The sequence below is a fragment of the Caulobacter sp. GW821-FHT10F06 genome (assembly GCF_058809215.1).
The window spans coordinates 104,902-130,652 of the sequence record NZ_JBXASK010000003.1; the positions used below are offsets into that span (position 1 = coordinate 104,902).

Consider the following 25,751-nt stretch of genomic DNA (forward strand, 5'->3'; position numbering starts at 1 on the left):
TGTTGAAGTCGAGCTTTGCGGGCGCGCGCTGGACGCTAGGGCCGGGCGGCGCTATGGTCCGGCCGCTTCGTCGCGCTGGTCGCGACCCTTGAAGTCCTTGCTAATTCGGGTGCCAACGTAGTGCTGAAAGCGATCTTCACGTGGTGGAACGGCGCGACCCTGGGTCAACGCTTCCACATTGGCCGCCGCGGCGTGTTCGTGGGCCAGGACGACTACGGCAACCGCTACTTCGAAGCGCGCGACAACAGCGACAGCTATGACAAGCACAAGCGCCGCTGGGTGATCTACACCGGCTACGCCGAGGCCTCCAAGGTGCCGCCCGAGTGGAGCGGCTGGCTGCACTACACCTTCGACGAGCCGCCGACCACGGCGCCGCTGAAGCGCCGCGACTGGGAAAAGGATCACATCCCCAACCTGACCGGCACCGTCCACGCCTGGAAGCCGAAGGGCTCGCTGGCCCGTGGCGGCGAGCGCGCGGTGGCCACCAGCGACTACCAGCCCTGGAAGCCGGAATAGCCTCGATGCGCCGTGGGGCGATCCTTGGCGCGACGGCGATCGTCGCCGGACTGACCGTGGTCGGTTCGGCCGTCGCGCGCCAGTCGACCGCCCCGGTCGCGCCCCAGGCCCCGCAGGCGCCCATCGCGCCGGCTCCCCAACCGCAGACGCCGCGCGAGACCGCGCCGGTGGTCCAGCAGCCCGTGCCGAACCCGGCGCAGGCCGCGCCCAAACCCGTTCCCAAGCCCGCCGCCGCCGTCGTCACGCCCGCCAAGCCGCCAGAGGCTGTAAAGCGCGGCCGCTCGTCCGTCGCCATCATCCAGGCGCTGGACAAGGTGACCACCGAGACCATGCGGTTCGAGGCCCCGATCGGCCAGCCGATCCGCTACAAGACCCTGATCTTCACCGTCCGCGCCTGCGAGACCTCGGCGCCGGACGAGGTGGCCCCGGAATCGGCCGCCTATGTTGTGGTCGACACGCAGCCCAAGGCCGTGGCCGGTCGCGTCGCGCCGCCCGGACGCCAGGTCTACAAGGGTTGGATGTACGCCAATTCGCCGGGCCTGAATCCGCTGCAGCACCCGGTCTATGACGCCTGGCTGATCGCCTGCAAGACGTCAGCCCCGGTCGCGCCGGTCGTCGACAAGCCGTAGAAGTCGGCCTCGACCGGCAGGGCGCGCGCCAGTCGCCGCCGATAGTCCGCCCGCGAAATCTCCTGCGCGCCGAACTGCATCAGGTGGTCGGTGATGAACTGTGTGTCCAGCAGCTTGAACCCGCCCACGTTTAGGCGCGCCACCAGGTGCATCAGCGCCACCTTGCTGGCGTCGGTGCGCGTGGAGAACATGCTCTCGCCGAAGAAGGCCGCGCCCAGCGACACGCCATAGAGTCCGCCGACCATCTCGCCATCACGCCAGCATTCGACGCTGTGGGCCAGGCCTCGGGCGAACAGGGCGCCGTAGAGCTGCTGAATGGGCGCGTTGATCCAGGTTTCCAGGCGGCCGGGGCGCGAGGTCGCGCAGGCCTCGACCGTGGCGTCGAAGGCGCTGTCGATGCGGATCTCGAAGGCGTCGGATCGAACCGTGCGGGCCAGTCGACGGGAGATGTGGACGCCATCCAGCGGCAACACCCCCCGTCGTTCGGGATCGATCAGGAAGATGCTCTCATCGTGGCGGGCGTCCGCCATCGGGAAGATGCCCCGCTGGTAACAGGCGATGAGATCGTCGACCGTGAAGGCGTCCATTCCGCCTCCGCTTTAGCCCTGCGCCTTGATCCAGCGTTCGAGCCAGTGGATGTCGTAATCGCCGGCCAGGATGTCGGGCTGCACCAGCAGGTCCTGGAACAGCGGGATCGTGGTCTCGATGCCGCCAACGACCATCTCGCCCAGGCAACGCTTGAGGCGCGCGATGCATTCCTCGCGGTCGCGACCGTGGACGATCAGCTTGCCGATCAGGCTGTCGTAATAGGGCGGAATCGCATAGCCGGTGTAGATCGCCGAATCCAGGCGAACGCCCAGTCCGCCGGGGGCATGGAAGTCAGTGATGGTGCCGGGCGACGGCGTGAAGGTCCGCGCGTTCTCGGCGTTGATCCGGCATTCGATGGCGTGACCTTCGAACACGACGTCGTCCTGGGTGAACGACAGCGGCAGGCCGGCGGCGATGCGGATCTGTTCGCGCACCAGGTCGATGCCAGTGATGGCTTCGGTGACCGGGTGTTCGACCTGCAGGCGGGTGTTCATCTCGATGAAGAAGAACTCGCCGTTTTCCCACAGGAACTCGATGGTGCCGACGCCGAGATAGCCGATGGCCTTGACCGCATCGACGACGATCTTGCCAATCTTGGCGCGATCGGCCGCGCCCAGCGCGGGCGAGGGGGCCTCTTCCAGAACCTTCTGGTGACGACGCTGCAGCGAGCAGTCGCGCTCGCCCAGGTGCACCACGTTGCCGTGGCTGTCGGCGATGACCTGCAGCTCGATGTGGCGCGGCTTCTGAAGGTAGCGCTCCATGTAGACCGTGTCGTCGCCGAACGCCGCGCGGGCTTCCGATCGGGCCGTCGAGACGGCTTCGGCCAGGTCCTCGCGGGTCTGCGCGACCTTCATGCCGCGACCGCCACCGCCCGAGGCGGCCTTGATCAGCACGGGGAAGCCGATTTCCTCGGCCGCCGCGAAGGCTTCTTCCTCGGTGGCGACGCCGCCGTCCGAGCCGGGAACGACCGGAATGCCGGCGTCCTTCACGGCCTGCTTGGCGGTGATCTTGTCGCCCATCATCCGGATGTGTTCCGGCTTGGGCCCGATAAAGGTGAAGCCGTGGGCGTTTACGATCTCGGCGAAACGGGCGTTCTCGGAGAGGAAGCCGTAGCCCGGGTGCACCGCCTGGGCGCCGGTGATCTCGCAGGCGGCGATGATCGACGGGATGTTCAGGTAGCTCTTGGCGGCGGGGGCGGGGCCGATGCAGACGCTTTCGTCGGCCAGGCGCACCCACATCGAGTTGGAGTCGGCCTCGGAGTGGACCGCCACGGTTGCGATGCCCATCTCCTTACAGGCGCGGTGAACCCGGAGCGCGATCTCGCCCCGGTTCGCGATCAGGATCTTGTCAAACATGATCGTTACTCGATGACGACGAGCGGTTCGCCGAACTCGACCGGCTGGGCGTCGCCGACGAGAATCTCGACGACCTTGCCAGCCTTCGGAGCTGAGATCGGGTTCATCGTCTTCATCGCTTCGACGATCAACAGGGTCTGACCCGCGGCGACAGTGTCGCCGACCTTGATGAAGGCGTCGGCGCCCGGCTGGGGCGACATGTAGACGGTGCCGACCATCGGCGACTTCACCAGGTCGCCGGCGGCGCGGGCGGCGGCGGCCGGGGTCGACGCGGCGGCGGGCGCTTCAGCCGCCGGAGCAGCGGCGACGGGCGCGGCGGCTTGCGGAGCGTAGGCCTGCGGGGCCTGGACATAGGTGGTGGCTTGAGCCGCCACGGTCAGTTCGCGGGCGACGCGGATTTTCAGGCCGCCATGCTCGACCTCGATCTCGCTCAGGCCGGTGTCCTTCAGGATGTCCGCGAGTTTGCGAACCAGGCGGGCGTCGATCGACGGAGTCTCGACCGGATCGGCGGAAGCCTTGGGATTGGACATTGAAGCTACCTTGTTCTCTTGGCCCGCTGCGAATGAACGCTTGCGGCCTGGACCTAGTTCGCGCCGATCAGGCCGATAGCGGCCTCGATCGCCAGTTCATAGCTCGCCGCGCCGAAGCCGGAGACGATCCCCGTAGCCGCGAGCGAGACATAGGTGTGGCGGCGGAATTCCTCCCGCGCCCCCGGGTTGGATAGGTGGCACTCGATCACCGGAACGCTCAACATCTTGAGCGCGTCCAGCAGGGCGATCGAGGTGTGGCCGTAGCCAGCCGGGTTGATCACGAGCGCCGAGGCAGACACACGCGCCTCCTGTACCCAGTCGATCAGCTCGCCTTCATGGTTGGACTGCCGGAAGACCACAGAGTGGCCATGCGAAGCCGCGCGCGCCTCGCAGCGCGCCCGGACATCGTCCAGCGTGTCCTTGCCGTAGATCTCGGGCTCACGCGTTCCCAACAAGTTGAGGTTGGGCCCGCTCAGCACATGGATCGGTTTTACCATTCGGCTCCGCCGTCGATTCCGAAGGTCTTGTATAGCCGGTTCCTCCGCGTCACAAGCAGGGCTCGCTTAGGAGGTGAGATGAGGCTTTTGTTGAATGGCGATGAGCGGGAGATCGCCGAGGTTTCCAGCGTCGCCGATCTGGTCGCCTCGCTGGGCCTGGACTCCCGCAAGGTTGCCGTGGAGCGCAATCTCGAGATCGTACCGCGCTCGACCTATGCCGACACCGCATTGGCCGACGGCGACCGCATCGAGATCGTGACGTTTATTGGCGGCGGCTAGTCGTTGCGTCCTTCGAGGCCGCTTCGCAGCGCCTCAGGATGAGGATGTCTTAGCGACACAGCCCAAACAAGACTTCCTCATCCTGAGGTGCGAGCCTTGCGAGCCTCGAAGGACGCAAGGTGTTTGAAACCGCGCTTCCGCAGGCGTAAACCAACCCCATGAATGCGCATGTTTCCACCGACTCCGTCACGACCGCTGAGTCCGACACCTGGACCGTCGCCGGCCGCACCTTCCGGTCGCGCCTGATCGTCGGCACGGGCAAGTACAAGGACTACGCGACCAACGCCGCCGCGGCCGAGGCCGCCGGGGCCGAGATCGTCACTGTGGCCGTGCGCCGCGTGAACCTGACCGATCCGACCCAGCCGCTGCTGGTCGATTACATCAAGCAGGACCGCTTCACCTACCTGCCCAACACGGCGGGCTGCTTCACCGGCGAGGACGCCGTGCGCACGCTGCGCCTGGCCCGCGAGGCCGGCGGGTGGGACCTTGTGAAGCTGGAAGTGCTGTCCGATCCCAAGACCCTCTATCCCGACATGGAGGAGACGCTGCGGTCGCTGAAGCTGCTCGTCGCCGAGGGTTTCCAGGTGATGGTCTACTGCTCGGACGACCCCGTTTACGCCCGCAAGCTGGAAGAGGCGGGCGCGGTGGCGATCATGCCGCTGGGCGCGCCGATCGGCTCGGGCCTAGGGATCCAGAACCGCGTCAACCTGCGGATCATCATCGAAAACGCCAAGGTGCCGGTGCTGGTCGACGCCGGCGTCGGCACCGCCTCGGACGCGGCGATTGGCATGGAGTTGGGCTGCGACGCCATCCTGATGAACACCGCCATCGCCGAGGCCAAGGATCCGATCCGCATGGCCCGGGCCATGAAGCACGCGGTTATCGCCGGTCGCGAAGCCTATCTGGCCGGCCGCATGCCCAAGCGGATGTACGCCGATCCGAGCTCGCCGCTTGCCGGCCTGATCTAGCTCAGGCCTTCACGTCGACCAGCGAGCCCTTGCGGGCGCCGTCCGGACCCTCGATCTCGGCCTTGATCATCTCCTTGATCTTGTCCTCGATCTTCTGGCGCTCCTTGGCGTCCATCGCCGCAAGCTGCTCCTCGGTCACGCCCAGCTTGGACAGCATGGCCGCCCGCATCTTCTGGGCGGGCGTCATCTTCTGGTAGTCGAGGAACTCGTCCTTGGCCGTCTTGGTCGGGACGGGGCTCATGCCGTCGGCAGCGGGCCCGGCTTCCTTGGGCGCCATCAGGCGGTCGAGGCGCGACAGGGCCGTCGCGCCGAGGGACGCGGCGATGCTGCTGGAGCCGGAAACAAGCATGGGTCACTCCGCCATCGATAAGGGCGGAGAACGCAACGCAAGCTTCGTGCAACTTTCGAAATAATCGCGCTCAAGGATTTCAAGGGCTTGGCGGCGCGTACAACGGCCGCGCCGTCCTAAGGCAAAGTTTGCCCTGCGAAATCTACCGGCGGACGTTTCAGGCGTCGGCCACGCGCCGAACGATCAGTTCATCTTCAGACCCGCCGCCTTGGCCTTGGCGATGGCCAGCTTCAGGGCGTTCATATCGGCGCCAGGGATCAGCTGGTCGCCGACGATGAAGGCGGGCGTGCCCTCGATGGCGAGGTTCTGGGCCAGGCCATGGGTGTCGGCCAGATGCTGGGTGGTGGCGGCGCTGGCGCCGACCGCACGCGCCTTGGCGACGTCGATGCCCAGGCCCGTGGCGACGCGCACGGCCGCGGCCTCGTCCAGGTTCTTTTCGGCCATCAGGGCCTGGTGCAGGGCCAGGTCCTTGCCCTGGTCCTTGGCGCCCAGGAACAGGCGGGCGGCGACCTCGGAGTCGTGACCGAAGATCACGAAGTCCTTGAACACGAACCGGACGTCTGGGTTCTCCTGGATCAGCTTGACCACTTCCGGCGCGGCCAGCTTGCAGTAGCCACAGCGGTAGTCGAAGAACTCGGTGACGGTCACCGACCCGTTGGGGTTGGCCACGAAGTCGCGCGGGTCGCGCTCGATCGCCTGGCGATACTGGCCGATGGCCTTCTTGCCCTTGTCGGCCGCCTGGGCCGCCTGCTTCTGCTCCAGCTTGGCGCTGACCTCGAGCAGCACTTCGGGGTGCTCCAGCAGATAGGCGCGCACCTTCTCGCCGAACGCCTTGTCGGGCTTTGCGGGCGTGCAGGCGCCCAGGAGCAGGCCGGACAGGGCGAGCGAGGCGGTGAGGGCGCCGGCGCGGCGGGAAAGGGTCATGAAGGTCTCGGTGTGGAGGCTTGGGATCAGCGGCGGAAGACGGACTGAGTCGCGCCTTCCTTGGCCAGATCCTTGAGGTCCTGGTTGCTGGGGCGCGAGGCCAGGACGATGTCGGTGGCGCGCCGCCAGTCGGGCGTGTCCTTGGTCAGAAGCTCACGGGCCCGCATGGCGAAGACCTTGGCCTCCTGTGGCGCGCCCATGGCGAAGTACTGCTCGGCGGTGGCCAAGCGGGCTTCGCCGTCCTTGCCCTGTTGGTCATAGGCCTGGGCCAGCAGGCGCCAGGTGACCGAGTTGTCGCTGTCGGTGATCAGGGCGCGCTTCAGCTCCTGGACGCCTTCCTCGACCTTCTTGGGATCACTCAGGCCGATCAGGGTCTGGCCCAGGTTGATCCGCAGCAGCGGCGCGTCCGGCTTCAGCTCGACCGAGCGGCGCTGCGGCGCCTCGGCCAGCTGCACGCGATTGAACTCGAACAGGACCTGGCCCTTCAGCTCCCACAGATAGGGATTGTTGGGCTGCTCGGTCAGCAGGTTGTCGATCAGGGCCAGGGCCCGGTCGGGCTCCTTCATCTGATAGTAGGCGATGGCGCGAGCGTAGCGGGCCGGATAGCTGCGGTCGCTTTCCTTGTATTTGATGAGAGCGGACTGGGGGTTCATGAACCCTTCCAGCTTGGCCTTCATGATCTCGTGTTCGGCCAGGTCCGCAGGGCTGTCGACCTGCTCGTAGTGCGGCAAGCGCTCGACCCGGTTGCGCAGGGCGTCGATACGCTCGGACGACAACGGGTGGCTGCGGAAATAGGCGTAGCGCCGCGACTGGTCGAAGACCTCCTGGTAGCGGAAGTTGTCGAAGAACTCGACGAGGCCTCGCCCGGACTGGCCGGTGGCTTCCAACAAGGTGGCTCCGGCCTGGTCGGCGCGGCCTTCCTGTTCGCGGCTGTAGCCCAGGGCGCCTAACTGACCGAAGAAGCTGGCGTTGCCCAGCAGCACCGCGCCTGCGTCGGGCGCGCCGGCCAGGGCGGCCAGAACGCCCAGACCCATGGTCAGGATCATCGGCTTGAGGCCAGCCTTGGTCATCTCGCCCGAGCGGAACGAGTGGCCAGCCTGCAAGTGCCCGACTTCGTGGGCGATGACGCCGCGAAGCTGGTTGGGGTTCTCGGACTGGCGGATCAGGCCGGTGTAGATGCCCATGGTGCCGGGCGCGGCGAAGGCCTGCAGGTCTTTGCTGCCGACCAGCAGGATATGGACCGATTTCGGATCGAGGCCTGCGGCCTGGAAGATCGGCACAGAGTCCTTGAGCAGGATCTCCTCGATCTCGGTGTCCCGGATCAGCGACTCGCCATCCTGGGCCGAGGCGGGAAGGGGCGCGGACAGGCTGACCGCCGTGACAACGGCGATGGAACACAGGGCGCGAAACCGCTTCTCAGCCCACCGCGTGCGGGAGGTCATCCAATGTCTCCAGATCGCGCCCCCGCGAACGAGGCCAGTGTAACTTGGATTTCAGCCGCGTGTGAACACTGCTTTCCGCCCGACGTCACCTGACCATATAGGCGTGATGGACGGCCGAGCCAGGGCCCGACCGTCCACGATCACGTCTTTAGCCGCGACGCCACCAGCCCTTGCGGGGCTTGGCCGGCGGCTCGGAGATTTCGGCGGGATCCGGCTCGGCGGGCGCCGTAGCGGTTTCCAGCACGGGCTCGGGTTCCGGGGCCGGTTGCGGAGCCGACGCTGCGATGGGCGCGGGCTCGACCAGGACTTCCGGAGCGACCTCGACCGGAGCCGGCGCCTCGACGGCCGCTTCCGCGACGGTCTCGACGGGGGCTTCGGTCACGGTCTCGACCTCGGCCGTCGCTTCAGGAGCGGCGTCGGCTTTGCGGCCACGGGCGCGCGGACGGCGGGCCTTCTTCGGGGCCTCTTCGGTCGGGGCCGGCAGCTCCACCCAGATGTCGCTGGGCGGCGGTTCGACGACCGCCGGGGCGATCGGCGGCAGTTCGGCCTCGATCGCGGCGACCGGCGTTTCGCTCAAGCCTTCAGCGGCTTCCGGACGCGGACCACGCTCGCCGCGACGGCCACGACCGCGACGCTCGCGCTCGGGACGTTCAGGACGTTCGGCGCGCGGCGCTTCGGGCGCCCGTTCGGCCTGCTCGGCGCGTTCGGGAGTCGGACGGCGGGGCTCACCGCCGCGACCGTCGAGAGCCGCAGGGTCGTGCCAGGCGAAGGCGCTGTCGCCGAACGGGACGCGCGGACGGATCCAGACGAAGGCGTCGGCCGGACGATCGCCGTCCTCGCGACCGCCACGGCGACCGCCGCGACGTCCGCGACGGCGGCGGCGGCGGCGGGCTTCTTCGTCCTCGCCCTCGATGGCGAAGTCGCCGTCACGGGCGTCGCCGTCCTCGCCGTCGGCGTCGTCATCCGAACCCGCGCCGGCTTCGACCTCGGCGTCCGCGTCGTCGCGGCGACCGCGCCGGCGGCGCTTACGCTTGCGGTTGCGGTCGCCGTCATCGTCCGAGGCGGCTTCGACCGGACGGCCGCGACCGCGCGAGCTGGCGCGAGCGCTGGCGTCGTCATCGTCGGTGTCTTCACGCTCGACGGCTTCCTCGTCGAGGATCTCCTCGTCTTCGTCTTCTTCCTCGTCGTCATAGACGTCGTCTTCGAAGTCGTCGTCCGACACGGGCGGCGGAGCGATGGCGATGCGCTCGCCCAGCTCGGTCCGCTCGATCTCGCTTTCGGCGGCGCGCAGGCTGTCGTCGACCAGCACCGTCACGAACAGACCGTGGGTCTGCTGCAGTCGCACCAGATAGGCGCGCTTTTCGTTGAGGATGTAGATGCCGACGGCGCGCGAGACCTTCAGGGTCACCGAGCCGCTGCCCTTCAGGGCCTCGACTTCCAGGGTGCGCAGGGCGGCCAGGGCGCTGGACTCGACCGAGCGGACCCGGCCGGTGCCTTCGCAGTGCTCGCAGATGTGGGTGGTGCCTTCCAGCACGCCGGTGCGGCGGCGCTGACGGCTGATTTCCATCAGACCGAAACCGCTGATCTTCCCCATCTGGATGCGGGCGCGGTCGTCCTTGAGGGCGTCCTTAAGGACCTTCTCGACAGAGCGATTGTTCTTGGCCTCATCCATGTCGATGAAGTCGATGACGATCAGGCCGGCTAGGTCGCGCAGGCGCAGCTGGCGAGCGGCTTCCTCGGCGGCTTCGGTGTTGGTCTTCAGCGCGGTGGCTTCGATGTTGCGCTCGCGCGTCGCCTTGCCCGAGTTGACGTCGATGGCGACCAGGGCTTCGGTCTGGTTGATCACCAGATAGCCGCCCGAACGCAGCGGCACGACCGGCGAATAGATCTGCGCCAGGTGGTCCTCGATGCGGTGCTTGACGAACAGCGGCGCCGGATCGCGGTAGTGGAAGACCTTCTTGGCCTGGCTGGGCATCAGCATGCGCATGAAGTCGCGCGCTTCGCGGTAGCCCGCTTCGCCCTCGACCCAGATGCCTTCCAGCTCCTTATCGTACATGTCGCGGATAGCGCGTTTGACGAGGTCTTCTTCCTCGTAGATCAGCGCCGGGGCGACCGAGTGCAGGGTCGTCTCGCGGATGTTCTCCCACAGGCGCAGCAGATAGTCGTAGTCGCGCTTGATCTCGGCCTTGGTGCGCTTGGCGCCGGCGGTGCGGACGATCAGGCCCATGCCTTGCGGCACATCCAGGCTCTGGACGACGCTCTTCAGACGCTTGCGGTCGGTGACCGTGGTGATCTTGCGGCTGATGCCGCCGCCCCGGGCGGTGTTGGGCATCAGGACGCCGTAGCGGCCGGCCAGCGACAGGTAGGTCGTGAGCGCCGCGCCCTTGTTGCCGCGCTCTTCCTTGACGACCTGGACCAGCATGATCTGCCGACGGCGGATCACTTCCTGGATCTTGTACTTGCGCATCAGGCGGCGCTTGCGGCGCGCCAGCTCTTCCTCGACCGCGTCTTCCTCGTCGTCGATGGCGTCGCCGTCGTCTTCGTCGCGGGCGTGGTGATGATCGTCCTCGTCGTCATGCGAATCGTCGCGCATCAGCGCTTCGCGGTCGGCGACCGGGATCTGGTAGTAGTCGGGATGGATCTCGTTGAAGGCGAGGAAGCCGTGGCGGTTGCCGCCATATTCGATGAACGCAGCCTGGAGGCTGGGTTCAACGCGGGTCACCTTGGCAAGATAGATATTTCCGCGAAGTTGTTTGCGGGTCTGGCTTTCGAAATCGAATTCTTCAACCCGCGTTCCGTCCACGACGACCACACGCGTCTCTTCGGCGTGTGCTGCGTCGATCAGCATCTTCTTCGACATAAAGGAAGTCTCCACGGCGCGCGGCGGACGCGGGGTCCGGGCGCCGATATGAATGAGGGGCGCGCGCGTCACCGCCCGTCGCTCCGCCAGTGCGGTTGCGAGAGGTCGGATGCCAAAGGCGGACGGGTGCGGCGCAGCCCATGAGGTTTCGTTTTTCCCTACCGCGCCGGGAGCGCGGACTGGATGTGTTGCCCGTCGCGCCGGATGGCGCGGATCGGATGGCGCGTCGTCGCCAGGAGGCGTAAAGCCCGACGCGGGCCCGCGGACCGCTTTTCGTGGCAGGCGTCTGCCTACGAACGAAGGATCGATCCTGGATAACTCGTCTAGTCGCGGCGCACGGAACGAAAGAGGCGAAAGGCTTCGATCGTCTCGCGGTCGCCCGCGCAAGCGGCTGTGACGATCACGGCGCCCGCGCGCATTTGAATTGTAGCAACATCGCGAGGCAAAAGGAAAGCGCTCGACAGCAAGGATAGGTTTAACGCTTTTGCTACCCCGCCGGGCCGATATTGACGGTTGGTTCACCAGGTTCGGGTTTTGCGGGCGCGAATGCGTAGGGTTGTCATCGGTTTAGCGAGAACGGGCTGGCTGCGGGCGATTCTGATCGTCGGCGGACTGACCCTTGCTGGCGTCGCCGTGGCCACTGCCCAAGGCCCCGCGCCGGCGGCCGGCGTGCAGAAAGTCCGCTTCGGCGGCGACCGCGCCGAAACCCGCGTCGTCATCGACCTGGATCGCGCTGCGGTCGGCAAGCTGGTCGCCGATGGCGCGCTGGACAACCGTATTGTCATCGGCCTTCCCAACGTCTCGGTGTCGGGCGACCTGCAGGGCGCCGGCCAAGGGCTGGTCAAGCGCTGGGTCATCGACGAGGCGGGCGGCGGCGCGCGGCTGCGCCTGGATCTGTCCGGCAAGGCCGAGGTCCGCCGGCGCTTCCTCTTGCCGCCGGGCGACGGCGCTCTGGCCTATCGCTATGTCATCGACCTGAAGGCCATCGACGGCGCCGGCCCGGTGGCCGCGCCGAAACTGACGCTGGTCTCAAGCCCGGTCAAAGCCGCGCCGCTTCGCCTGAAGAAGGTGATCGTCATCGACGCCGGTCACGGCGGCAAGGATCCCGGCTCGCTGGGCGCTTCCGTCTACGAAAAGGACGTCACCCTGGCCGCCGCCAAGGCGCTGAAGGCTCGGCTGGAGAAATCCGGTCGCTTCCAGGTGGTGATGACCCGCGAGACCGACACCTTCATTCCGCTGGAAGCGCGCGTGCAGATCGCCCGCCGCGCCGACGCCGACCTCTTCATCTCCATGCACGCTGACTCTGGTCCCGATATCTCCACGCGCGGAGCCAGCGTCTACACCCTGTCGGAAAAGGGCACCGAGCGCGTCGCCCGCGTTCTGGAGAAGGACGACTGGCTGATGAAGGCCAGCTTGCCGGGCCGTGACCGCGCCGTCAGCCAGATCCTGCTGGACCTGTCTCAGCGCGCCACCAAGAACCGCTCGGCCGCCTTCGCCCAGCTGCTGCTGGAGCGGGTGGGGGAGGAGACTACTCTGCTTCGCCGCAGCCATCGCGACGCCGGCTTCATCGTGTTGCTGGCGCCCGACGTGCCGGCCGTTCTGCTGGAGATGGGCTTCATCACCAATGTCGACGACGAGCGCCTGCTGAGCAACGCGACCAGCCGCGCCCGCGTGGTCAACGCTGTCGGCGACGCCATCGAATCCTATTTCGCCGCCCAGGTCCGCAAGTCCTGACGTCTGGCTGAGGCGCCGTGCGCCGTTGGCGCCCGGGGCAATGCGGGCTAGAGGCATGGGGTAGAGTCCGTCGGCACTCAGGTGCGACGCGAAAGCGCTTACACTTTCGTGAATCCGGCTCTAGAGGATGGAAACGAGGCGGGCGAGGTTGCGCCGTCCGACGGAGGCCGCGTGGATCTGAAACCCACCGAACGATGGATGGCCATCGCCGGCGTGGCGGTGCTTTCCGCAATCGCCGTGGCGGGCTTCGCGATCGCGATTTACGCGGCGTGGCTGTTCCATGACATGCCCGACGCTGGCGAGCTGCAGGACTACCGTCCACCGACGGCGACGCGCGTCTATGCGTGGGACGGCACCCTGATCGGCGAGTACAGCAAAGAGCGCCGGATCTTCATCCCCTACGACCAGATCCCGCCGCAGCTGGCACAAGCCTTCATGGCCGCCGAGGATCGCAACTTCTTCCGCCACAGCGGCGTCGACGTGGGCGGCTTCTCGCGCGCCATGCTCAAGAACGTCGGCAACGCCGCGCGTGGTCGCCGCCTGGAGGGCGGCTCGACCATCACTCAGCAGGTCGCCAAGAACGTCCTGCTGACCAGTGACGCCACGGTCGGCCGCAAGTTCAAGGAAGCGATCCTGGCGCACCGCCTGGAGCAGTCCCTCGACAAGCAGCAGATCCTCGAGCTGTACCTGAACGAGATCTGGCTGGGCTATCGCTCCTTCGGCGTCGGCGCGGCCGCCTACAACTATTTCGGCAAGTCGCTGCCGGACCTGACCCTGGCCGAGTGCGCCTATCTGGCGGCGCTGCCCAAGGGGCCGGACAACTATCACCCGGTGCGCAACAAGGCGAAAGCCGTAGCGCGCCGCAACTGGATCTTGGGCCAGATGGCCGATCTGGGCTGGGTGTCCAAGGCCGACGCCGATCGGGCCATGGCCGAGGACCTGGTGGTCCAGGCCGCGCCCAAGCGCGCCTCGTATCGCGACGCCGACTATTTCGTCGAGGAAGTGCGTCAGCGCGGCGTCGCCACCCTCGGCCCGCGCCTGAACGAAGGCGGCTACTACATGCGGACCACCCTGGATCCGCGCCTGCAGACCGCCGCCCGCATCGCGCTGATGGACGGCCTGGAGCACTATGACCGCCGCCACGGTTGGCGCGGCGCCTGGGGCCATGTGGAATCCAACGACCTGGGATGGGAGAAGGCCGCGCGCGCCAAGGCCCCGCCGTCCGAACGCACCGGCTGGCGCGCCGCTTTGGTCACTACCTCTGACGGCCGCGTCCGGCTAATCAAGAACGAGGGCGAGGGCGCTATCGTCGGCGAGGACATGGCCTGGGCGAAAGCCGGAAAGGGCCTCAAGCCCGGAGACCTGGTGTTCGTCGAGAAGGTCGACGACTCCTCGTCCTACCGTCTGCGCCAGGTGCCGGCCGTCAATGGCGCCCTGGTGGCCATGGAGCCTTATAGCGGCCGGGTCATCGCGCTGGTCGGCGGCTACAGCTTCTCGCTGTCGAACTTCAACCGCGCCACCCAGGCGATGCGTCAGCCCGGCTCGTCGTTCAAGCCGTTCGTCTATGCGGCGGCCCTGGAGAACGGCTACACGCCGGCCAGCGTGGTCGTCGACAGCGCCATCACCTTCAAGGGCGCGAACGGCGAGGACTGGAGCCCGGAGAACTACCACAAGGAGTTCTACGGGGCCCAACCGCTGCGCAAGGGCCTGGAGCAGTCGATCAACGCCATGACCGTGCGCCTGGCCCAGAGCGTCGGCATGAAGAAGATCGTGGAGTTCGCCAAGCGCACCGGCGTGGTCCGCAACATGGACCCGGTGCTGGCCATGGCGCTGGGGGCGGGGGAGACCACGCCCTTCAAGCTGACCTCGGCCTATGCGCCCTTCGTCAACGGCGGCCGCCGCATCGAGCCGCACCTGATCGAGCTGGTGCAGGACCGCGAGGGCAAGGTGATCTTCCGCGCTGACAAGCGCGACTGCCTTAAGTGCACCTCCGGCTTCAACGGCGACGAAAGCCCGCGCTTCGATGCGCCGGGTGAGCAGGTCATGGATCCGGTCACCGCCTATCAGATCACCTCGATGCTGCAGGGCGTGGTCCAGCGCGGCACGGCCGCCGCCGTCAGCTCGTTGGGACGTCCGCTGGCCGGCAAGACGGGCACCACCAACGAATACCGCAGCGCCTGGTTCGTCGGCTATTCGCCCAACCTGGTGGTCGGGGTGTTCGTCGGCTTCGACGACAACCGCTCGCTGGGCGAGGGCGAGACCGGGGCCACGGACGCGGTGCCGGTGTTCATGGACTTCATGAAGGAAGCCCTGAAGGGCACGCCCGTCGTCGATTTCAAGCCGCCCAAGACGGCCAAGTTCGCCATGGTGCGCGGTATCCGCGAAGCCTTCCGTCCGGGCACCGAGCCCAAGGTCGCCGCACCGACCGCCGCCGGTCCGCAGCCCTATTCCGACGCCTGGCCGAACGGCGTGCCCACCGGCGCGTCCAACGCCGCCGAGGCCGTCAAGCCGCCGCCGAAGAACCCGGACCCCCTCAGCGGCCTTTACTGACAATCATCGGCGTTGCGCCGACTCCGGGCGCAGGCTATTCCCCGCGCCCTTCACCACTGTCACGGAGTTACGTGATGAGACCGGATGTCGAGGCCTCCGCGGCCGACATCGAGCAGTCCGTTGGACTGCTCAGGAGGCGTCTTTGACTGGGATGTCGCCCTTAGAAAGCTCGATGAGCTGAACGCCCGGGTCGAAGATCCGACCCTTTGGGACAGACCCGCCGAAGCCCAGGCGGTCTCGCGCGAGCGCGCCAGCCTGGCCGGACGCGTCGAAGCCGTGCAGGCCCTGCAGCAGGGTCTGAAGGACGCGCTGGAGTACGCCGAACTGGCCGACATGGAGGGCGACGAGGCCCTGCTGGAGGATGCGCGCGCCCAGCTCAAGGAGCTGAAGGAACGCGCCGGCCGCGCCGAACTGGAGGCCCTGCTGTCCGGCGAGGCTGACGGCAACGACTGTTATGTCGAAATCAACTCCGGGGCCGGCGGCACCGAGTCCTGCGACTGGGCCGGCATGCTGCTGCGCATGTATTCGCGCTGGGCCAACGCCCACAAGATGAGCGTGGAGCTGGTCGAAGAGACCTCGGGCGACCAGGTCGGCATCAAGTCGGCCACGCTGCTGATCAAGGGCCAGAACGCCTATGGCTGGCTGAAGACCGAGGCCGGCGTGCACCGTCTGGTGCGCATCAGCCCTTATGACGCGGCCGCAAAGCGCCACACCTCGTTCGCCTCGGCCTGGGTCTATCCGGTGGTGGACGACACCATCGAGATCGAGATCAATCCGTCCGACGTGCGGACCGACACCTACCGCGCCAGCGGCGCCGGCGGTCAGCATATCAACAAGACGGACTCGGCGGTGCGTCTGACGCACATCCCGACCGGCATCGCGGTGGCCTGCCAGGCCGGCCGCTCGCAGCACCAAAACCGCGAGGAAGCCTGGAAGATGCTGCGCGCGCGCCTCTACGAGGCGGAGCTACAGAAGCGCGAAGCCGCCCAGCAGGCGCTGGAAGACCAGAAGACCGACATCGGCTGGGGTCACCAGATCCGCAGCTACGTCCTGCAGCCCTACCAGATGGTCAAGGACCTGCGGACCAATGTCGAGACCTCCGACACCCAAGGGGTGCTGGATGGCGATCTCGACGAATTCATGGGCGCGTCCCTGGCCCAACGGGTCGGGGCCACGCGGGACGCCTCGGCGTCCTAGGCGACTATCGCCGCCAGGGGCTGAGGGGTTCGTAGATCGCGGGCTCCGTCGGTCCCTGGCGCGCGATCTTGATCAGGTCGCGGCGGGCCAGCTGCTCGACCGCCGCCTGCACCGTCCGCTTCGACAGTCCCGTCCGTTCGGCCAATTGCGCATGGCTGAAGGTCGCGCGCCCGTCCGCGTGGGCGGCGACGATGGCTAGATACACCAGGAAAGCCGACGGTCTGTGGTCGTGCGCGACCAAGTCGGCCATCAGCGTGTCCAGCACGTAGCGGTCGAGGACGTAGGTTGGTGTCATCATTGCTATAGCAATGACTGCATGTCTTCCCGGACGCAATCGCCCGCGGCTAATCCAGGTCCTCCACATCGAGGCGCTGAGGCGAGGCCATGAGTTTGATCAAGCAGGTGAAGTTCGTCAGCATCCCGACCCGTGACCAGGATCGGGCTTTGGCCTTCTGGACGCAGAAGGTGGGTCTGCGCGTGGCCACCGACCAGCCGATGGGCGACCAGCGCTGGATCGAGTTGTCGATCCCTGGCGCCGAGACGGGCCTGGTGCTGTTCACGCCTGAAGGTCACGAGGACCGCATCGGCAGCTTCTTCAACGGCTCGCTGGCCTGCGACGACGTCGAACACAGCTATCGCAAGATGGTCGAGAGGGGCGTCGAGTTCGAAGGTCCGCCGCAGAAGCAGCCCTGGGGGACCTTCGCCAAGTTCAAGGACCCGGACGGCAACACCTTCGTGCTGTCCAGCCGTTAGGCTCCGAAAGCAAAACGCCCCGGAATGATCCGGGGCGTTTCGTAGTTCGATGTCGGTGGGCTCAGGCCGGCTTGGCGTGGGCCTCCACGGGCGCGGCCAGGACGGGCGTCGGAGCCGGTTGCTGGGCGGGGCGCTGGAACTTCAGGCTGCGGCCTTGGAAGAAGGCTCCGGTCTCCATCGCCAGCTGCTCGTGGGTGATGTCGCCGTCGATATAGGAGGTGCCGTACAGGCGGACCTGCTTGGAGGTGATCGCGCCGACGATGCGGCCGCGCACCTCGACGGCTTCGGCGAACACCGAGCCTTCGACGTGGCCGGTCTCGCCGACGGTCAGGCGACCGACGCGGACGTCGCCGCGCACCACGCCGTCGATCTGCAGTTCGCCGTCGCCGGTGATGCCGCCCTCGATGGTGATGTCCGAGGAGATCAGCGAGGCCACCTTCGGCGGGGCCTTACGGGCGTTGTCGAGGGGCGAGACGGGGGTGGGCAGGGGCTCGATCTTGGCCGGGCCGCGCGCCGGGGACTTAGTTTGCTTGCTGAACATACTCACCAGCCTTCAAAAAGCGATTGGGGTTCTGGGCCCTGCCGTTGGCCCAGACTTCATAGTGCAGGTGCGGGCCGGTGGACCGTCCCGTCGAGCCCATGGCCCCAACGCGTTGACCGATCGCCACACGCTGTCCGACCCGGACGGAGATCGCTTGAAGGTGAGCATAGCGCGTCTTGAAGCCGCCGCCATGGTCGATCTCGATCGTGTTGCCGTACCCGGAGCGAACGCCGGTGAACGAGATCACGCCCGGGGCCGTGGCCATGATGGGGGTGTAGAACGCGCCAGGGAAATCCAGGCCCGAATGGAACGCGGGGCGATGGGTGAACGGATCGAAGCGGACGCCATAGCTGCTGCTGAGCGCCGGATTGTTGGTCGGCCGGTAGAACGGCAGCTTCTGGGCCGCCTGGTTCAGCGAGCGCATGTCCGACATGTCGGTGGCGGCGCGCTGGATGCGGCTGGCGAATTCCTCGTCGACATCAAGGACGGCGGCGAGCGCGCGCGGATCCTTGGCCTCGATCAGCGGGCCGCCCAGCGACACGCCGCGGCCGGTGTAGTTGCCGGCGTCCAGGCCCGCCATGCGCATGGCCAGGCGAAGGCGTTCGGCGCGGCTCTTGGCGAAGGTCTCGGCGGCGTCGATCAGGCGCTCCTGATCCATCCGGGTGGCCTGGATGCGCTGCACGGGCGTGGCGGCCAGCAGGCGGGGCTTGGCCACCTTCAGGGCGTCGGCGGCCCCGGGCACGCCCTTGAAGTCGCTGACCAGCATGGCCAGGGCCGAGTGGCGCTTCTCGACCGAAGCCGCCAGCTCGTCGAGCGAGCCGTTGGTGGCCGACAGCTGGGCGACGGCGCTGTTCAGGCGCGCCTGGCGGTCGGCGTTGAGGCGCTCGTAATAGGCGCGCTGCTTGATGACCTGCTGGTCGGTGGAGCTGACGGCCAGGGCGTTGACCATCATCGAGGCGGTGCAGACGCCCATCCACAAGGCCGCCACGCCGACGCCGGCGGCGGCCAGGAGTTGCTTGTTGGTGGAGAAGACGTAGCCGCGCATCTCGCCGCCGGAGCGGATGTACAGATGCCGTTCAGGGAACAGGCTTTCCAGGGATTGCTGCAGCCGCTTGAAGCGCTTGATCGCCATCGCCTAGGAAACCCCCGTTTTCAGGACAGGGGGATATGCAACGATAAAGCGGAATGGCGCAAGACTCTTCGCCCCCAAAGGGAGCGCGAGTCGTAAATTTGATCATGCGGCTCTAACCGTTAACGTGTTCTGAACGCGGCGACCACGCGTTAGGGTCGTGTTCGCGACAGAAGCTCGAAGGCCGAGGCGGAAATACAACACCGTTACGCGGCAAGCGTTCCTGGCGTTCAGGCAAAAAATTGCGCCCGAACCTACTTCAGTGCGCGGGCCGCCGTTAGCACAGCCTTGATGTGGCCGGGCACCTTCACCTTGCGCCAGACCTCGCGAATGACGCCCTCGCCGTCGATCAGGAAGGTCGAGCGGTCGATGCCCATATATTTGCGGCCGTACATGCTCTTCTCGACCCAGGCGCCGTAGGTCTCGACGACTTCGCCGGTAGTGTCGGCGGCCAGTTCGACGGTCAGGTCGTGCTTCTTGCGGAACTTGGCGTGCGAGGCGGCGCTGTCCTTGGACACCCCGACGATCACCGCGCCCAGCTTCTGGAATTCCTCGACCTCGGACGAGAACTGCAGCGCCTCGGACGTGCAGCCCGAGGTGTCGTCCTTGGGATAGAAATAGAGGACGATCTTCTTGCCCTTCAGGCTCGCGAGGCTGACCCGGCCCGTGTCGGTGGGCAGGTCGAACGCGGGAGCCTTGTCGCCAGCTTGAAGCATCGTTTCTCTCCTCAACTCAATTCAACTGTTATCCCGGCCGCAGCGTAGCGGAGCGCCGGGACCACGGCATGCGTCGATGTTTTCCGGCGGTCCCGGATCACCTCTTCGAGGCGTCCGGGATGACACAGGTTAGATAGGCTTCACCAGAACGATCTTCTTCTTGCCCGCCGCCAGCTTGACGACGCCGTCGATCAGGTCGGCTTCGGTGACGACACGGTTGGCGTCGGCCTCGGCCTTGTCGTTCAGCTTCAGACCACCGCCCTGGGCCAGGCGACGCGCCTCGCCGCGCGAGGCGGCCAGGCCGGCGTCGGCGAACAGGTTGGCCAGGACGATCCCGGCCTTCAGATCCGCGGCGGGAACCTCGAAGGTCGGCAGGTCGGCGGAAGTCACGCCTTGCTCGAACGCCTTCTCGGCCGCGTCGCGCGCGGTCTTGGCGGCGTCCTCGCCGTGCGCCATGCGGGTGGCTTCGTCGGCCAGCACCTTCTTGGCGTCGTTGATCTGGGCGCCAGGCAGCGCTTCCAGGCGGGCGATCTCGTCCAGGGGCAGGTCGGTGAACAGCTTCAGGAAGCGGCCCACGTCGGCGTCCTCGGTGTTGCGCCAGAACTGCCAGTAGTCGTACGGGCTCAGCTGCTCGGCGTTCAGCCAGACCGCGCCCGACATGGTCTTGCCCATCTTGGCGCCCGAGGCGGTTGCCAGCAGCGGCGTCGTCAGGCCGAAGGCGGCCTTCTGGTCGACGCGGCGCGTCAGCTCCACGCCATTGAGGATGTTGCCCCACTGGTCCGATCCGCCCATCTGCAGCACGCAGCCGTACTTGCGGTTCAGCTCCAGGAAGTCGGTGGCCTGCATCAGCATGTAGTTGAATTCGAGGAAGGTCATCGGCTGCTCGCGCTCGAGCCGCAGCTTGACCGAGTCGAAGGCCAGCATCCGGTTGACCGTGAAGTGCACGCCGTAGTCGCGCAGGAACTGCACGTAGCCGAACTTCGAAAGCCACTCGTCGTTGTCGACCATGATGGCGTCGGTCGGTCCGTCGCCGAAGGTCAGGAACTTGGCGAAGACCTGCTTGATGCCGGCGATGTTGGCCTGGATGTCGGCGTCGCTCAGCAGCTTGCGGCTCTCGTCCTTGCCCGTGGGATCGCCCACCTTGGTCGTGCCGCCGCCCATCAGGACGATCGGCTTGTGGCCGGCCTGCTGCAGGCGGCGCAGCATCATGATCTGGATCAGGCTGCCCACGTGCAGGGACGGCGCGGTGGCGTCGAAGCCGATATAGGCCGTGACGATCCCGCCGGCGGCGGCCGCGTCCAACTCGTCCGGGTGGGTGATCTGGTGGATGTAGCCGCGCGCCTGCAGGGTCTGCAGGAATTCCGACTTGAACGAGGCGGGCGCGGACATGGATCGACTCTCTGGATTTGGCGTCTTTTGAAGGGACGGGGCGCCGTCTAGCACGGGCGGGCCTGGATGTGGCGAGGGTTTCATGAGGTCAGTCTCCGGATAGAGCCCGGAACGCTATGATCTTTGAGACGCGCCCCCGGCAGGGTGGCGACGTGTCAGGCCGGCCTCCCGCTATTTCAGCGGGCGGTAATAGGCGCGGACGGGGAAGCGGACGTCGATCATGGGGCCTAGCTACAGGCCCCCGACCATGGCAGTCAACGCTGATGCGCATACTGGGATTCATGACCGGCACCTCGCTCGACGCTGTCGACATGGCGGTGCTCGAGACCGACGGCGAAGACATCCAGGCCTTTGGCCCGGCCGGGGAACGCAAGCTCCGCGAGGAGACCCGCGACCTGCTGCTGGTGGCCACCGAGGTTGCTCGGGGCTGGCCGCGCGATAAGCCGGCGCCGGACATCTTCGCCGAGGCCGCCCGCGCGGTGGCCGACGAACACTTCCACGCCGCCGAGAGCTTCCTGGCCGAGCATGGCTTGGCGTGGAGCGATTTCGACCTGCTGGGCGTGCACGGCCAGACCGTGCTGCACGAGCGCCCCGAGCCCGGCCGCATCGGCCGCACGGTGCAACTGCTCGAAGCCGAGCGTCTGGCCAAGGCCAGTGGGCGGCCAGTGGCCTTCGACTTCCGCACCGCCGACGTCGCGTCGGGCGGGCAGGGCGCGCCGCTGGCCCCGATCTATCACGCGGCCCGCGCCCGAGCCTCGGGCCTGCCGGCGCCGGTGGCGGCGCTGAACATCGGCGGCGTGGCCAATATCACCCTGATCGACGCCGATGACCGGCTGCTGGCCTTCGACACCGGTCCGGGCAACGGGATGATCGACCTGATGCTGCAGTCGCGGGGGCTGGGTCGCTTCGACGACAACGGGCGGATGGCGGCGGCCGGCAAGGTGGACCAGGGCGTGCTCGACACCTTCCTGGCCAGCGCCTACTTCGCCGGCCCCGCGCCCAAGTCTCTGGACCGCTACGACTTCCCGCTCGATCTGGTCGAACCCCTGTCGGCCGAAGACGCCGCCGCCACCCTGGTGGCCTTCACCGCCGAGGCGGTCGTCAAGGCGTTCGACAAGGGCGATCGTCCCAGCGCGCTGATCGTCTGCGGCGGCGGTCGCCACAATCCGCAGATCATGAAGGTGTTGTCCGAGCGCGCGCCGGTGCCGGTCAGGACCGCGGAGGATTACGGCTGGCGCGGCGACTCCATCGAGGCCGAAGCCTTCGCCTATCTGGCGGCGCGAACGGCGCTGGGGTTGCCGATTAGCTTCCCGGGAACGACGGGCGTTGCGGCGCCGATGACAGGCGGACGGATCGTCCAACCCTAGGCCGCAATATCAGACTTTCGCGGAGGACGGGAATCGTGACTGGATGCGCGCTCGGTCGGTTCGGGGGCGATAGCGATGATCGGTATACTGCTGACGCTGTTGCTGCTCGCCTCAGCTCAACCGACCCCCGCGCCTTTGAGCCCGCAGGCGGCGGCCCTGGTGGCGCCGGTCGGCGAGGCGATCGAGGCTGAGCGCAAGGCCCAAGCCGCTTTGCCACCGGCTGCCGACGACGCCGAACGCCTGGAGCGCATGGGACGGTTGGAGCAGGTTGGGCGGCTGGCGATGATCCCCATCGACCTGCATACGCTGGAGCCGCCTCAGCTCTACGCCGCCCGGGCCGCGATGTGGACGCCGATCATGGCCGTCGACAAGGCCAACCAAGAACAACTCCTGGCGATGCTTCCGCCTGAAGGCTGGTTCTACAAGAGCCGCTATGGGCCCAAGGCGTCGATGGCCGCCTTCCTGATCGTCCAGCATTCCGACGTGGCGCTGTGGCGGCGCTTTGTGCCAGTGCTGGAGCCGCTGGTCGCGACCGGCGAGGTCCGAGGGCCCGACTTCGCTCTGATGTATGACCGCCTAGCCATCGCCGAGGGGCGTCCGCAGCGCTATGGCAGCCAGATGACCTGCAAGGGCGGCAAGTGGGTTGTCGACACGCTGGAGGCCCCGGAGACGGTGGATGAGCGCCGCAAGGCGATAGGCTTCGCCGACACCCTGGCCCAGAACGCCGCCCGGTTCGCCAGCCGACCGCCTTGCTGATGCGCTCAGTGCAACTTCAGCCGCCCCGACACACGTTCCTGCAGCAGGCGCGCCAAGGCCAGCACCACGGTCTTCACAGTGCCCAGGATCGCCCGGTGGTGGTCCAGGTGCAGCGAGATGTACATGGTCTTGGCGATCAGGCCCTCGACGAAGAAGTTGGGCCCGCCCAGTCCGCCCATCAGCGAGCCGACGCCCTTGTTCTCTCCTAGTGACACCAGCGAGCCGAAGTCCTTGTAGACATAGGGCTCCTGCACCTGCCGCTGATGCAGACGGGCGTTGATCACCTTCGCCAGATAATCGGCCTGCTGGTGAGCGGCCTGCGCACGGGCGGGCACCAGCTTGCCGTCCTTCCAGGGGCAGGCCGCGCAGTCGCCCAGGGCGTAGACGTCCGGCGCCGTGGTCTCCAGCCGCTCGCTGACCACGAACTGGTTCAGGCGGTTGGTCTCCAGCCCGTAGCCGGCGTTGGAGCCCGCCGCCTTCACCCCGGCGGCCCAGACGATCAGGTCGGCGGGAATGTCGCCATGGCTGGTCTCCAGCCGGTCGGCGTGGACGGCGATGACCTTGGCTCCGGTGCGTACACGCACGCCCTTGCGTTCCAGCGCCGTGGTCGCCTGGTCGGAGATCTTCTCCGGCAGGCCGCCCAGGATGCGCGGCGCGGCCTCGACGATCGAGATTTCCAGGCGAAAGCGCTGCTCGGCGCCCAGGCCGTCCTGCAGTTCGTTGTGAGCCTCGATCAGTTCGGCCGACAGCTCCACGCCGGTCGCCCCGCCGCCGACGATGGCCACGCGCAGCGCCTTGTCGGGCGAGAACGGCGCATGCATGAACGCCGCCAGCAGCCGGGCATGGAAGCGCTCGGCGTCCTCGGTGCGCTCCAGCAGGTGCGCCTGCTCCGCGCCGGGGGTGTCGAACAGGTTCGAGCCGCTGCCGATCGCCAGCACGCCCCAGGTGAAGCCGACATGGCGCTCGGGCGCGAGCACCGACCCGTCGTCGCCGCGAAGCTCGCCCAGGGTCAGGCGCTTGGCGACCGGATCGAAGCCGGTCAGCTCGCCCAGCAAGAAGCTGAAATGGTTGCTGCGCGCCAGGATCGGATAGGACAGGCCCTCTTGGTGGGCGTTGAGCGTGCCGGCCGCCACCTCGTGCAGGGTCGGCTTCCAGATGTGGAAAATCGAACGGTCGATCAGCAGCACCCGCTCGCGCCCGGCCTTGCGACCCAGCTTGCGCCCCAACCGCGAGGCCAGCTCCAGCCCGCCCGCGCCGCCGCCGACGATCACGATATCGTAGTGCATGTTCGCTCTCGCGTTACCGGTACCAGCGTTATGTAAGTACTCGAACCGGCGATGTCCCGAATGAAAAAGGCCTCCCCGAAGGGAGGCCTCTGAAGGATCAGATCGGGTTGGCTTCGATCCGCTTGTCCAGATAGTCGCCGACGCTCTTTTCCACGAAGGGCAGGTGCTCGGTCCAGAAGTGGCTGGCCTTGTCGATGACTTCGTAGTCGATGACGATGCCCTTCTGCGTGCGCAGCTTGGAAACCACACGCTCGACTTCGACCGGCGGGGTGATGCTGTCAGCCGAGCCCGTCAGGAACAGGCCCGAGGCCGGGCAGGGCGCCAGGAAGCTGAAGTCGTACATGTTGGTGGGCGGCGAGACGCTGATGAAGCCGTCCGTCTCCGGGCGACGCATCAGGAGCTGCATGCCGATATAGGCGCCGAAATCGAAGCCAGCGACCCAGGTCTGGCTGGCGGCCGGGTTCGAGGTCTGCAGCCAGTCCAGCGCGGTGGCCGCGTCGGCCAGTTCGCCGATGCCGGCGTCGAATTCGCCCTGGCTGCGGCCCACGCCGCGGAAGTTGAAGCGCAGCGTCGCGAAGCCGCGCTTCATGAACAGGTGATACAGTTGCACCGAAACCGGGTGGTTCATGTGACCGCCCGCCTTGGGGTGCGGGTGCAGGATCAGGGCGATCGGCGCCGTCTCGGTCTTGCCCGGAGAATAGCGACCTTCGATCCGCCCGGACGCGCCGGTCAAAATCACATCAGGCATATCGTCCCCTTAAGCTCGCGAGCGGTCGTTTTCCCGGCTTTCCGGCCGATGGAATACTTGACCGCTGCGCTTGGTCTTCCTAAATCGCAGCCAGCGACGCGGACTGTCGAGCCCGCGCGCGAAGTCGCGGCTTGTAGCACACGCAAAAGCCGATGCGCGCGGAATCTGCAAGGAGTAAGGCGCATGCGCCTGAGCACCAAGGGACGATACGCCGTCATGGCCATGACCGACCTGGCCAAGCGCCAGGACGAAGGGGAGGGCCGTGCGGTCGCCCTGGCCGAGATCGCGGCCCGTCAGCAGATCTCCTTGTCCTATCTCGAACAGCTTTTCGCGCGCCTGCGCCGCAAGGGCCTGGTCAAGAGCGCGCGGGGTCCGGGCGGCGGCTATCGCCTGGCGCTGGACGCCGAGAAGACCCTGATCTCCGACATCGTGCTGGCCGTCGACGAACCCCTGCGCGCCACGCGCTGCGGCCTGTCCAAGGGCGGCCCCAAGGGCTGCATGGCCGGCGGCGAGCGGTGCATGACCCACGACCTTTGGGAAGAGATGGGCCGCCAGATCCATGGCTACCTAGCCTCGGTGTCGGTGGCCGACGTGCTGGAAGGCCGTCTGCGTCCTGAGCCCAAAGCCTTGGAGATCGCGGCGGAGTGA

The 25,751-nt window shown here is 67.2% G+C and carries 27 protein-coding genes; 11 read left to right on the forward strand and 16 right to left on the reverse strand.

All coding sequences use genetic code 11. The features are described 5' to 3' along the window. The first annotated feature begins 120 nt into the window (after positions 1-120). Together AC1RUS_RS06815 and AC1RUS_RS06820 are read left to right on the forward strand one after the other, a co-directional pair. Positions 121-516 carry an NADH:ubiquinone oxidoreductase subunit NDUFA12 gene (locus AC1RUS_RS06815; protein WP_492914355.1) on the forward strand — a complete coding sequence of 132 codons (396 nt, stop codon included), beginning with the start codon at positions 121-123 and terminating at the stop codon, positions 514-516. A 5-nt stretch (positions 517-521) separates the two neighbouring features. After that, positions 522-1,145 (forward strand): DUF2155 domain-containing protein, encoded by a 624-nt coding sequence (locus tag AC1RUS_RS06820; protein ID WP_492914357.1) that lies wholly within the window; start codon positions 522-524, stop codon positions 1,143-1,145. Here the strand turns inward: AC1RUS_RS06820 and aat are convergent. The 4 genes from aat to aroQ are packed head-to-tail and all read right to left on the reverse strand — an operon-like array spanning position 1,079 to position 4,115. Next, positions 1,079-1,732 (reverse strand): leucyl/phenylalanyl-tRNA--protein transferase, encoded by a 654-nt coding sequence (gene aat, locus AC1RUS_RS06825; RefSeq protein WP_492914359.1) that lies wholly within the window; start codon positions 1,730-1,732, stop codon positions 1,079-1,081. The two genes, AC1RUS_RS06820 and aat, sit on opposite strands and share 67 nt — an antisense overlap. 12 nt (positions 1,733-1,744) lie before the next feature. Beyond that, entirely contained in the window at positions 1,745-3,088 is a 1,344-nt protein-coding gene (gene accC / locus AC1RUS_RS06830; RefSeq protein WP_492914361.1) for an acetyl-CoA carboxylase biotin carboxylase subunit, read from the reverse strand. 5 nt (positions 3,089-3,093) lie between these two features. Then, positions 3,094-3,618 (reverse strand): acetyl-CoA carboxylase biotin carboxyl carrier protein, encoded by a 525-nt coding sequence (accB, locus tag AC1RUS_RS06835; protein ID WP_492914363.1) that lies wholly within the window; start codon positions 3,616-3,618, stop codon positions 3,094-3,096. A 53-nt stretch (positions 3,619-3,671) separates the two neighbouring features. Beyond that, the gene (aroQ, locus tag AC1RUS_RS06840) at positions 3,672-4,115 is read right to left on the reverse strand and encodes a type II 3-dehydroquinate dehydratase (RefSeq protein ID WP_492914365.1); all 444 of its coding nucleotides are present in this window, start codon (positions 4,113-4,115) and stop codon (positions 3,672-3,674) included. A gap of 78 nt (positions 4,116-4,193) precedes the next feature. Between aroQ and thiS the strand changes: the two genes are divergently transcribed. Continuing rightward, positions 4,194-4,394 (forward strand): sulfur carrier protein ThiS, encoded by a 201-nt coding sequence (gene thiS, locus AC1RUS_RS06845; RefSeq protein WP_035046802.1) that lies wholly within the window; start codon positions 4,194-4,196, stop codon positions 4,392-4,394. Between the two features lie 158 nt (positions 4,395-4,552). Further along, positions 4,553-5,362, forward strand: a complete 810-nt coding sequence (locus AC1RUS_RS06850; protein WP_492914368.1) for a thiazole synthase — start codon at positions 4,553-4,555, stop codon at positions 5,360-5,362. 1 nt (position 5,363) lies between these two features. On the opposite strand, the gene AC1RUS_RS06855 is transcribed toward AC1RUS_RS06850, so the two are convergent. The 5 genes from AC1RUS_RS06855 to AC1RUS_RS06875 form a co-directional block, all read right to left on the reverse strand. Then, complete coding sequence (locus AC1RUS_RS06855; protein WP_492914370.1) at positions 5,364-5,711, reverse strand: hypothetical protein; 348 nt, start codon at positions 5,709-5,711, stop codon at positions 5,364-5,366. Positions 5,712-5,894: 183 nt separating this feature from the next. Next, a complete protein-coding gene (locus tag AC1RUS_RS06860) occupies positions 5,895-6,635 on the reverse strand; it encodes a DsbA family protein (RefSeq protein ID WP_492914372.1) in 741 nt (246 codons plus the stop codon). 26 nt (positions 6,636-6,661) lie between these two features. Next, positions 6,662-8,077, reverse strand: a complete 1,416-nt coding sequence (locus tag AC1RUS_RS06865) for a M48 family metalloprotease (protein WP_492914374.1) — start codon at positions 8,075-8,077, stop codon at positions 6,662-6,664. Between the two features lie 148 nt (positions 8,078-8,225). Next, entirely contained in the window at positions 8,226-10,937 is a 2,712-nt protein-coding gene (locus AC1RUS_RS06870; protein WP_492914377.1) for an Rne/Rng family ribonuclease, read from the reverse strand. Next, a complete protein-coding gene (locus AC1RUS_RS06875) occupies positions 10,861-11,079 on the reverse strand; it encodes a hypothetical protein (RefSeq protein WP_492914379.1) in 219 nt (72 codons plus the stop codon). Before AC1RUS_RS06875 ends, AC1RUS_RS06870 begins: the two co-directional genes overlap by 77 nt. Positions 11,080-11,483: 404 nt before the next feature. On the opposite strand from AC1RUS_RS06875, the gene AC1RUS_RS06880 reads away from it, so the two are divergent. The 3 genes from AC1RUS_RS06880 (at position 11,484) to prfB (ending at position 16,418) form a co-directional block, all read left to right on the forward strand. Continuing rightward, on the forward strand, positions 11,484-12,671 hold the full coding sequence (locus AC1RUS_RS06880) for an N-acetylmuramoyl-L-alanine amidase family protein (RefSeq protein WP_492914382.1): 1,188 nt from the start codon (positions 11,484-11,486) through the stop codon (positions 12,669-12,671). A gap of 171 nt (positions 12,672-12,842) precedes the next feature. Next, positions 12,843-15,221: a penicillin-binding protein 1A gene (locus AC1RUS_RS06885; RefSeq protein WP_492914384.1), complete on the forward strand. Its 2,379-nt coding sequence runs from the start codon at positions 12,843-12,845 to the stop codon at positions 15,219-15,221. 74 nt (positions 15,222-15,295) lie between these two features. Continuing rightward, positions 15,296-16,418, forward strand: a protein-coding gene (gene prfB, locus AC1RUS_RS06890; protein ID WP_492914386.1) for a peptide chain release factor 2 whose coding sequence is annotated in 2 segments (ribosomal slippage) — positions 15,296-15,364 and positions 15,366-16,418 — 1,122 coding nt in all. Because the reading frame shifts where the segments join, the coding sequence is not laid out codon by codon here. A gap of 4 nt (positions 16,419-16,422) precedes the next feature. On the opposite strand, the gene AC1RUS_RS06895 is transcribed toward prfB, so the two are convergent. Continuing rightward, positions 16,423-16,716, reverse strand: coding sequence for a helix-turn-helix domain-containing protein (locus AC1RUS_RS06895; protein ID WP_492914388.1), 294 nt, complete (start codon positions 16,714-16,716; stop codon positions 16,423-16,425). 86 nt (positions 16,717-16,802) lie between these two features. On the opposite strand from AC1RUS_RS06895, the gene AC1RUS_RS06900 reads away from it, so the two are divergent. Further along, on the forward strand, positions 16,803-17,171 hold the full coding sequence (locus tag AC1RUS_RS06900; protein WP_492914389.1) for a VOC family protein: 369 nt from the start codon (positions 16,803-16,805) through the stop codon (positions 17,169-17,171). 61 nt (positions 17,172-17,232) lie between these two features. Here the strand turns inward: AC1RUS_RS06900 and AC1RUS_RS06905 are convergent, their stop codons facing one another. From AC1RUS_RS06905 to tyrS, 4 genes are all read right to left on the reverse strand, one after another. Then, positions 17,233-17,712 (reverse strand): bactofilin family protein, encoded by a 480-nt coding sequence (locus tag AC1RUS_RS06905; RefSeq protein ID WP_492914391.1) that lies wholly within the window; start codon positions 17,710-17,712, stop codon positions 17,233-17,235. Then, positions 17,693-18,844: a peptidoglycan DD-metalloendopeptidase family protein gene (locus AC1RUS_RS06910; protein WP_492914393.1), complete on the reverse strand. Its 1,152-nt coding sequence runs from the start codon at positions 18,842-18,844 to the stop codon at positions 17,693-17,695. Before AC1RUS_RS06910 ends, AC1RUS_RS06905 begins: the two co-directional genes overlap by 20 nt. A 251-nt stretch (positions 18,845-19,095) precedes the next feature. Further along, positions 19,096-19,557, reverse strand: a complete 462-nt coding sequence (locus AC1RUS_RS06915; RefSeq protein ID WP_492914395.1) for a peroxiredoxin — start codon at positions 19,555-19,557, stop codon at positions 19,096-19,098. Between the two features lie 129 nt (positions 19,558-19,686). Beyond that, positions 19,687-21,030: a tyrosine--tRNA ligase gene (gene tyrS, locus AC1RUS_RS06920; RefSeq protein WP_492914397.1), complete on the reverse strand. Its 1,344-nt coding sequence runs from the start codon at positions 21,028-21,030 to the stop codon at positions 19,687-19,689. Between the two features lie 179 nt (positions 21,031-21,209). On the opposite strand from tyrS, the gene AC1RUS_RS06925 reads away from it, so the two are divergent. Both AC1RUS_RS06925 and AC1RUS_RS06930 read left to right on the forward strand, forming a co-directional pair. Beyond that, entirely contained in the window at positions 21,210-22,313 is a 1,104-nt protein-coding gene (locus AC1RUS_RS06925; protein ID WP_492914400.1) for an anhydro-N-acetylmuramic acid kinase, read from the forward strand. A gap of 75 nt (positions 22,314-22,388) precedes the next feature. Further along, complete coding sequence (locus tag AC1RUS_RS06930; protein WP_492914401.1) at positions 22,389-23,069, forward strand: DUF6624 domain-containing protein; 681 nt, start codon at positions 22,389-22,391, stop codon at positions 23,067-23,069. Positions 23,070-23,074: 5 nt separating this feature from the next. Here the strand turns inward: AC1RUS_RS06930 and AC1RUS_RS06935 are convergent, their stop codons facing one another. Both AC1RUS_RS06935 and AC1RUS_RS06940 read right to left on the reverse strand, forming a co-directional pair. After that, positions 23,075-24,355 (reverse strand): NAD(P)/FAD-dependent oxidoreductase, encoded by a 1,281-nt coding sequence (locus AC1RUS_RS06935; protein ID WP_492914402.1) that lies wholly within the window; start codon positions 24,353-24,355, stop codon positions 23,075-23,077. 97 nt (positions 24,356-24,452) lie between these two features. Beyond that, positions 24,453-25,103, reverse strand: coding sequence for an alpha/beta hydrolase (locus AC1RUS_RS06940; RefSeq protein WP_492914404.1), 651 nt, complete (start codon positions 25,101-25,103; stop codon positions 24,453-24,455). Positions 25,104-25,286: 183 nt separating this feature from the next. Between AC1RUS_RS06940 and AC1RUS_RS06945 the strand changes: the two genes are divergently transcribed. Beyond that, positions 25,287-25,751 (forward strand): Rrf2 family transcriptional regulator, encoded by a 465-nt coding sequence (locus AC1RUS_RS06945; protein WP_492914405.1) that lies wholly within the window; start codon positions 25,287-25,289, stop codon positions 25,749-25,751.

Coding starts and splice junctions, on each gene's coding strand:
- AC1RUS_RS06855 (WP_492914370.1), bottom strand. CDS start 5,711: ATGCTTGTTTCCGGCTCCAGCAGCATCGCCGCGTCCCTCGGCGCGACG.
- AC1RUS_RS06935 (WP_492914402.1), bottom strand. CDS start 24,355: ATGCACTACGATATCGTGATCGTCGGCGGCGGCGCGGGCGGGCTGGAG.
- aroQ (WP_492914365.1), bottom strand. CDS start 4,115: ATGGTAAAACCGATCCATGTGCTGAGCGGGCCCAACCTCAACTTGTTG.
- AC1RUS_RS06880 (WP_492914382.1), top strand. CDS start 11,484: ATGCGTAGGGTTGTCATCGGTTTAGCGAGAACGGGCTGGCTGCGGGCG.
- AC1RUS_RS06930 (WP_492914401.1), top strand. CDS start 22,389: ATGATCGGTATACTGCTGACGCTGTTGCTGCTCGCCTCAGCTCAACCG.
- AC1RUS_RS06915 (WP_492914395.1), bottom strand. CDS start 19,557: ATGCTTCAAGCTGGCGACAAGGCTCCCGCGTTCGACCTGCCCACCGAC.
- AC1RUS_RS06870 (WP_492914377.1), bottom strand. CDS start 10,937: ATGTCGAAGAAGATGCTGATCGACGCAGCACACGCCGAAGAGACGCGT.
- tyrS (WP_492914397.1), bottom strand. CDS start 21,030: ATGAAACCCTCGCCACATCCAGGCCCGCCCGTGCTAGACGGCGCCCCG.
- AC1RUS_RS06820 (WP_492914357.1), top strand. CDS start 522: ATGCGCCGTGGGGCGATCCTTGGCGCGACGGCGATCGTCGCCGGACTG.
- AC1RUS_RS06910 (WP_492914393.1), bottom strand. CDS start 18,844: ATGGCGATCAAGCGCTTCAAGCGGCTGCAGCAATCCCTGGAAAGCCTG.
- accC (WP_492914361.1), bottom strand. CDS start 3,088: ATGTTTGACAAGATCCTGATCGCGAACCGGGGCGAGATCGCGCTCCGG.
- AC1RUS_RS06875 (WP_492914379.1), bottom strand. CDS start 11,079: ATGGGCTGCGCCGCACCCGTCCGCCTTTGGCATCCGACCTCTCGCAAC.
- AC1RUS_RS06895 (WP_492914388.1), bottom strand. CDS start 16,716: ATGATGACACCAACCTACGTCCTCGACCGCTACGTGCTGGACACGCTG.
- AC1RUS_RS06925 (WP_492914400.1), top strand. CDS start 21,210: ATGCGCATACTGGGATTCATGACCGGCACCTCGCTCGACGCTGTCGAC.
- AC1RUS_RS06940 (WP_492914404.1), bottom strand. CDS start 25,103: ATGCCTGATGTGATTTTGACCGGCGCGTCCGGGCGGATCGAAGGTCGC.
- thiS (WP_035046802.1), top strand. CDS start 4,194: ATGAGGCTTTTGTTGAATGGCGATGAGCGGGAGATCGCCGAGGTTTCC.
- AC1RUS_RS06850 (WP_492914368.1), top strand. CDS start 4,553: ATGAATGCGCATGTTTCCACCGACTCCGTCACGACCGCTGAGTCCGAC.
- AC1RUS_RS06860 (WP_492914372.1), bottom strand. CDS start 6,635: ATGACCCTTTCCCGCCGCGCCGGCGCCCTCACCGCCTCGCTCGCCCTG.
- accB (WP_492914363.1), bottom strand. CDS start 3,618: ATGTCCAATCCCAAGGCTTCCGCCGATCCGGTCGAGACTCCGTCGATC.
- AC1RUS_RS06900 (WP_492914389.1), top strand. CDS start 16,803: ATGAGTTTGATCAAGCAGGTGAAGTTCGTCAGCATCCCGACCCGTGAC.
- AC1RUS_RS06865 (WP_492914374.1), bottom strand. CDS start 8,077: ATGACCTCCCGCACGCGGTGGGCTGAGAAGCGGTTTCGCGCCCTGTGT.
- aat (WP_492914359.1), bottom strand. CDS start 1,732: ATGGACGCCTTCACGGTCGACGATCTCATCGCCTGTTACCAGCGGGGC.
- AC1RUS_RS06945 (WP_492914405.1), top strand. CDS start 25,287: ATGCGCCTGAGCACCAAGGGACGATACGCCGTCATGGCCATGACCGAC.
- AC1RUS_RS06905 (WP_492914391.1), bottom strand. CDS start 17,712: ATGTTCAGCAAGCAAACTAAGTCCCCGGCGCGCGGCCCGGCCAAGATC.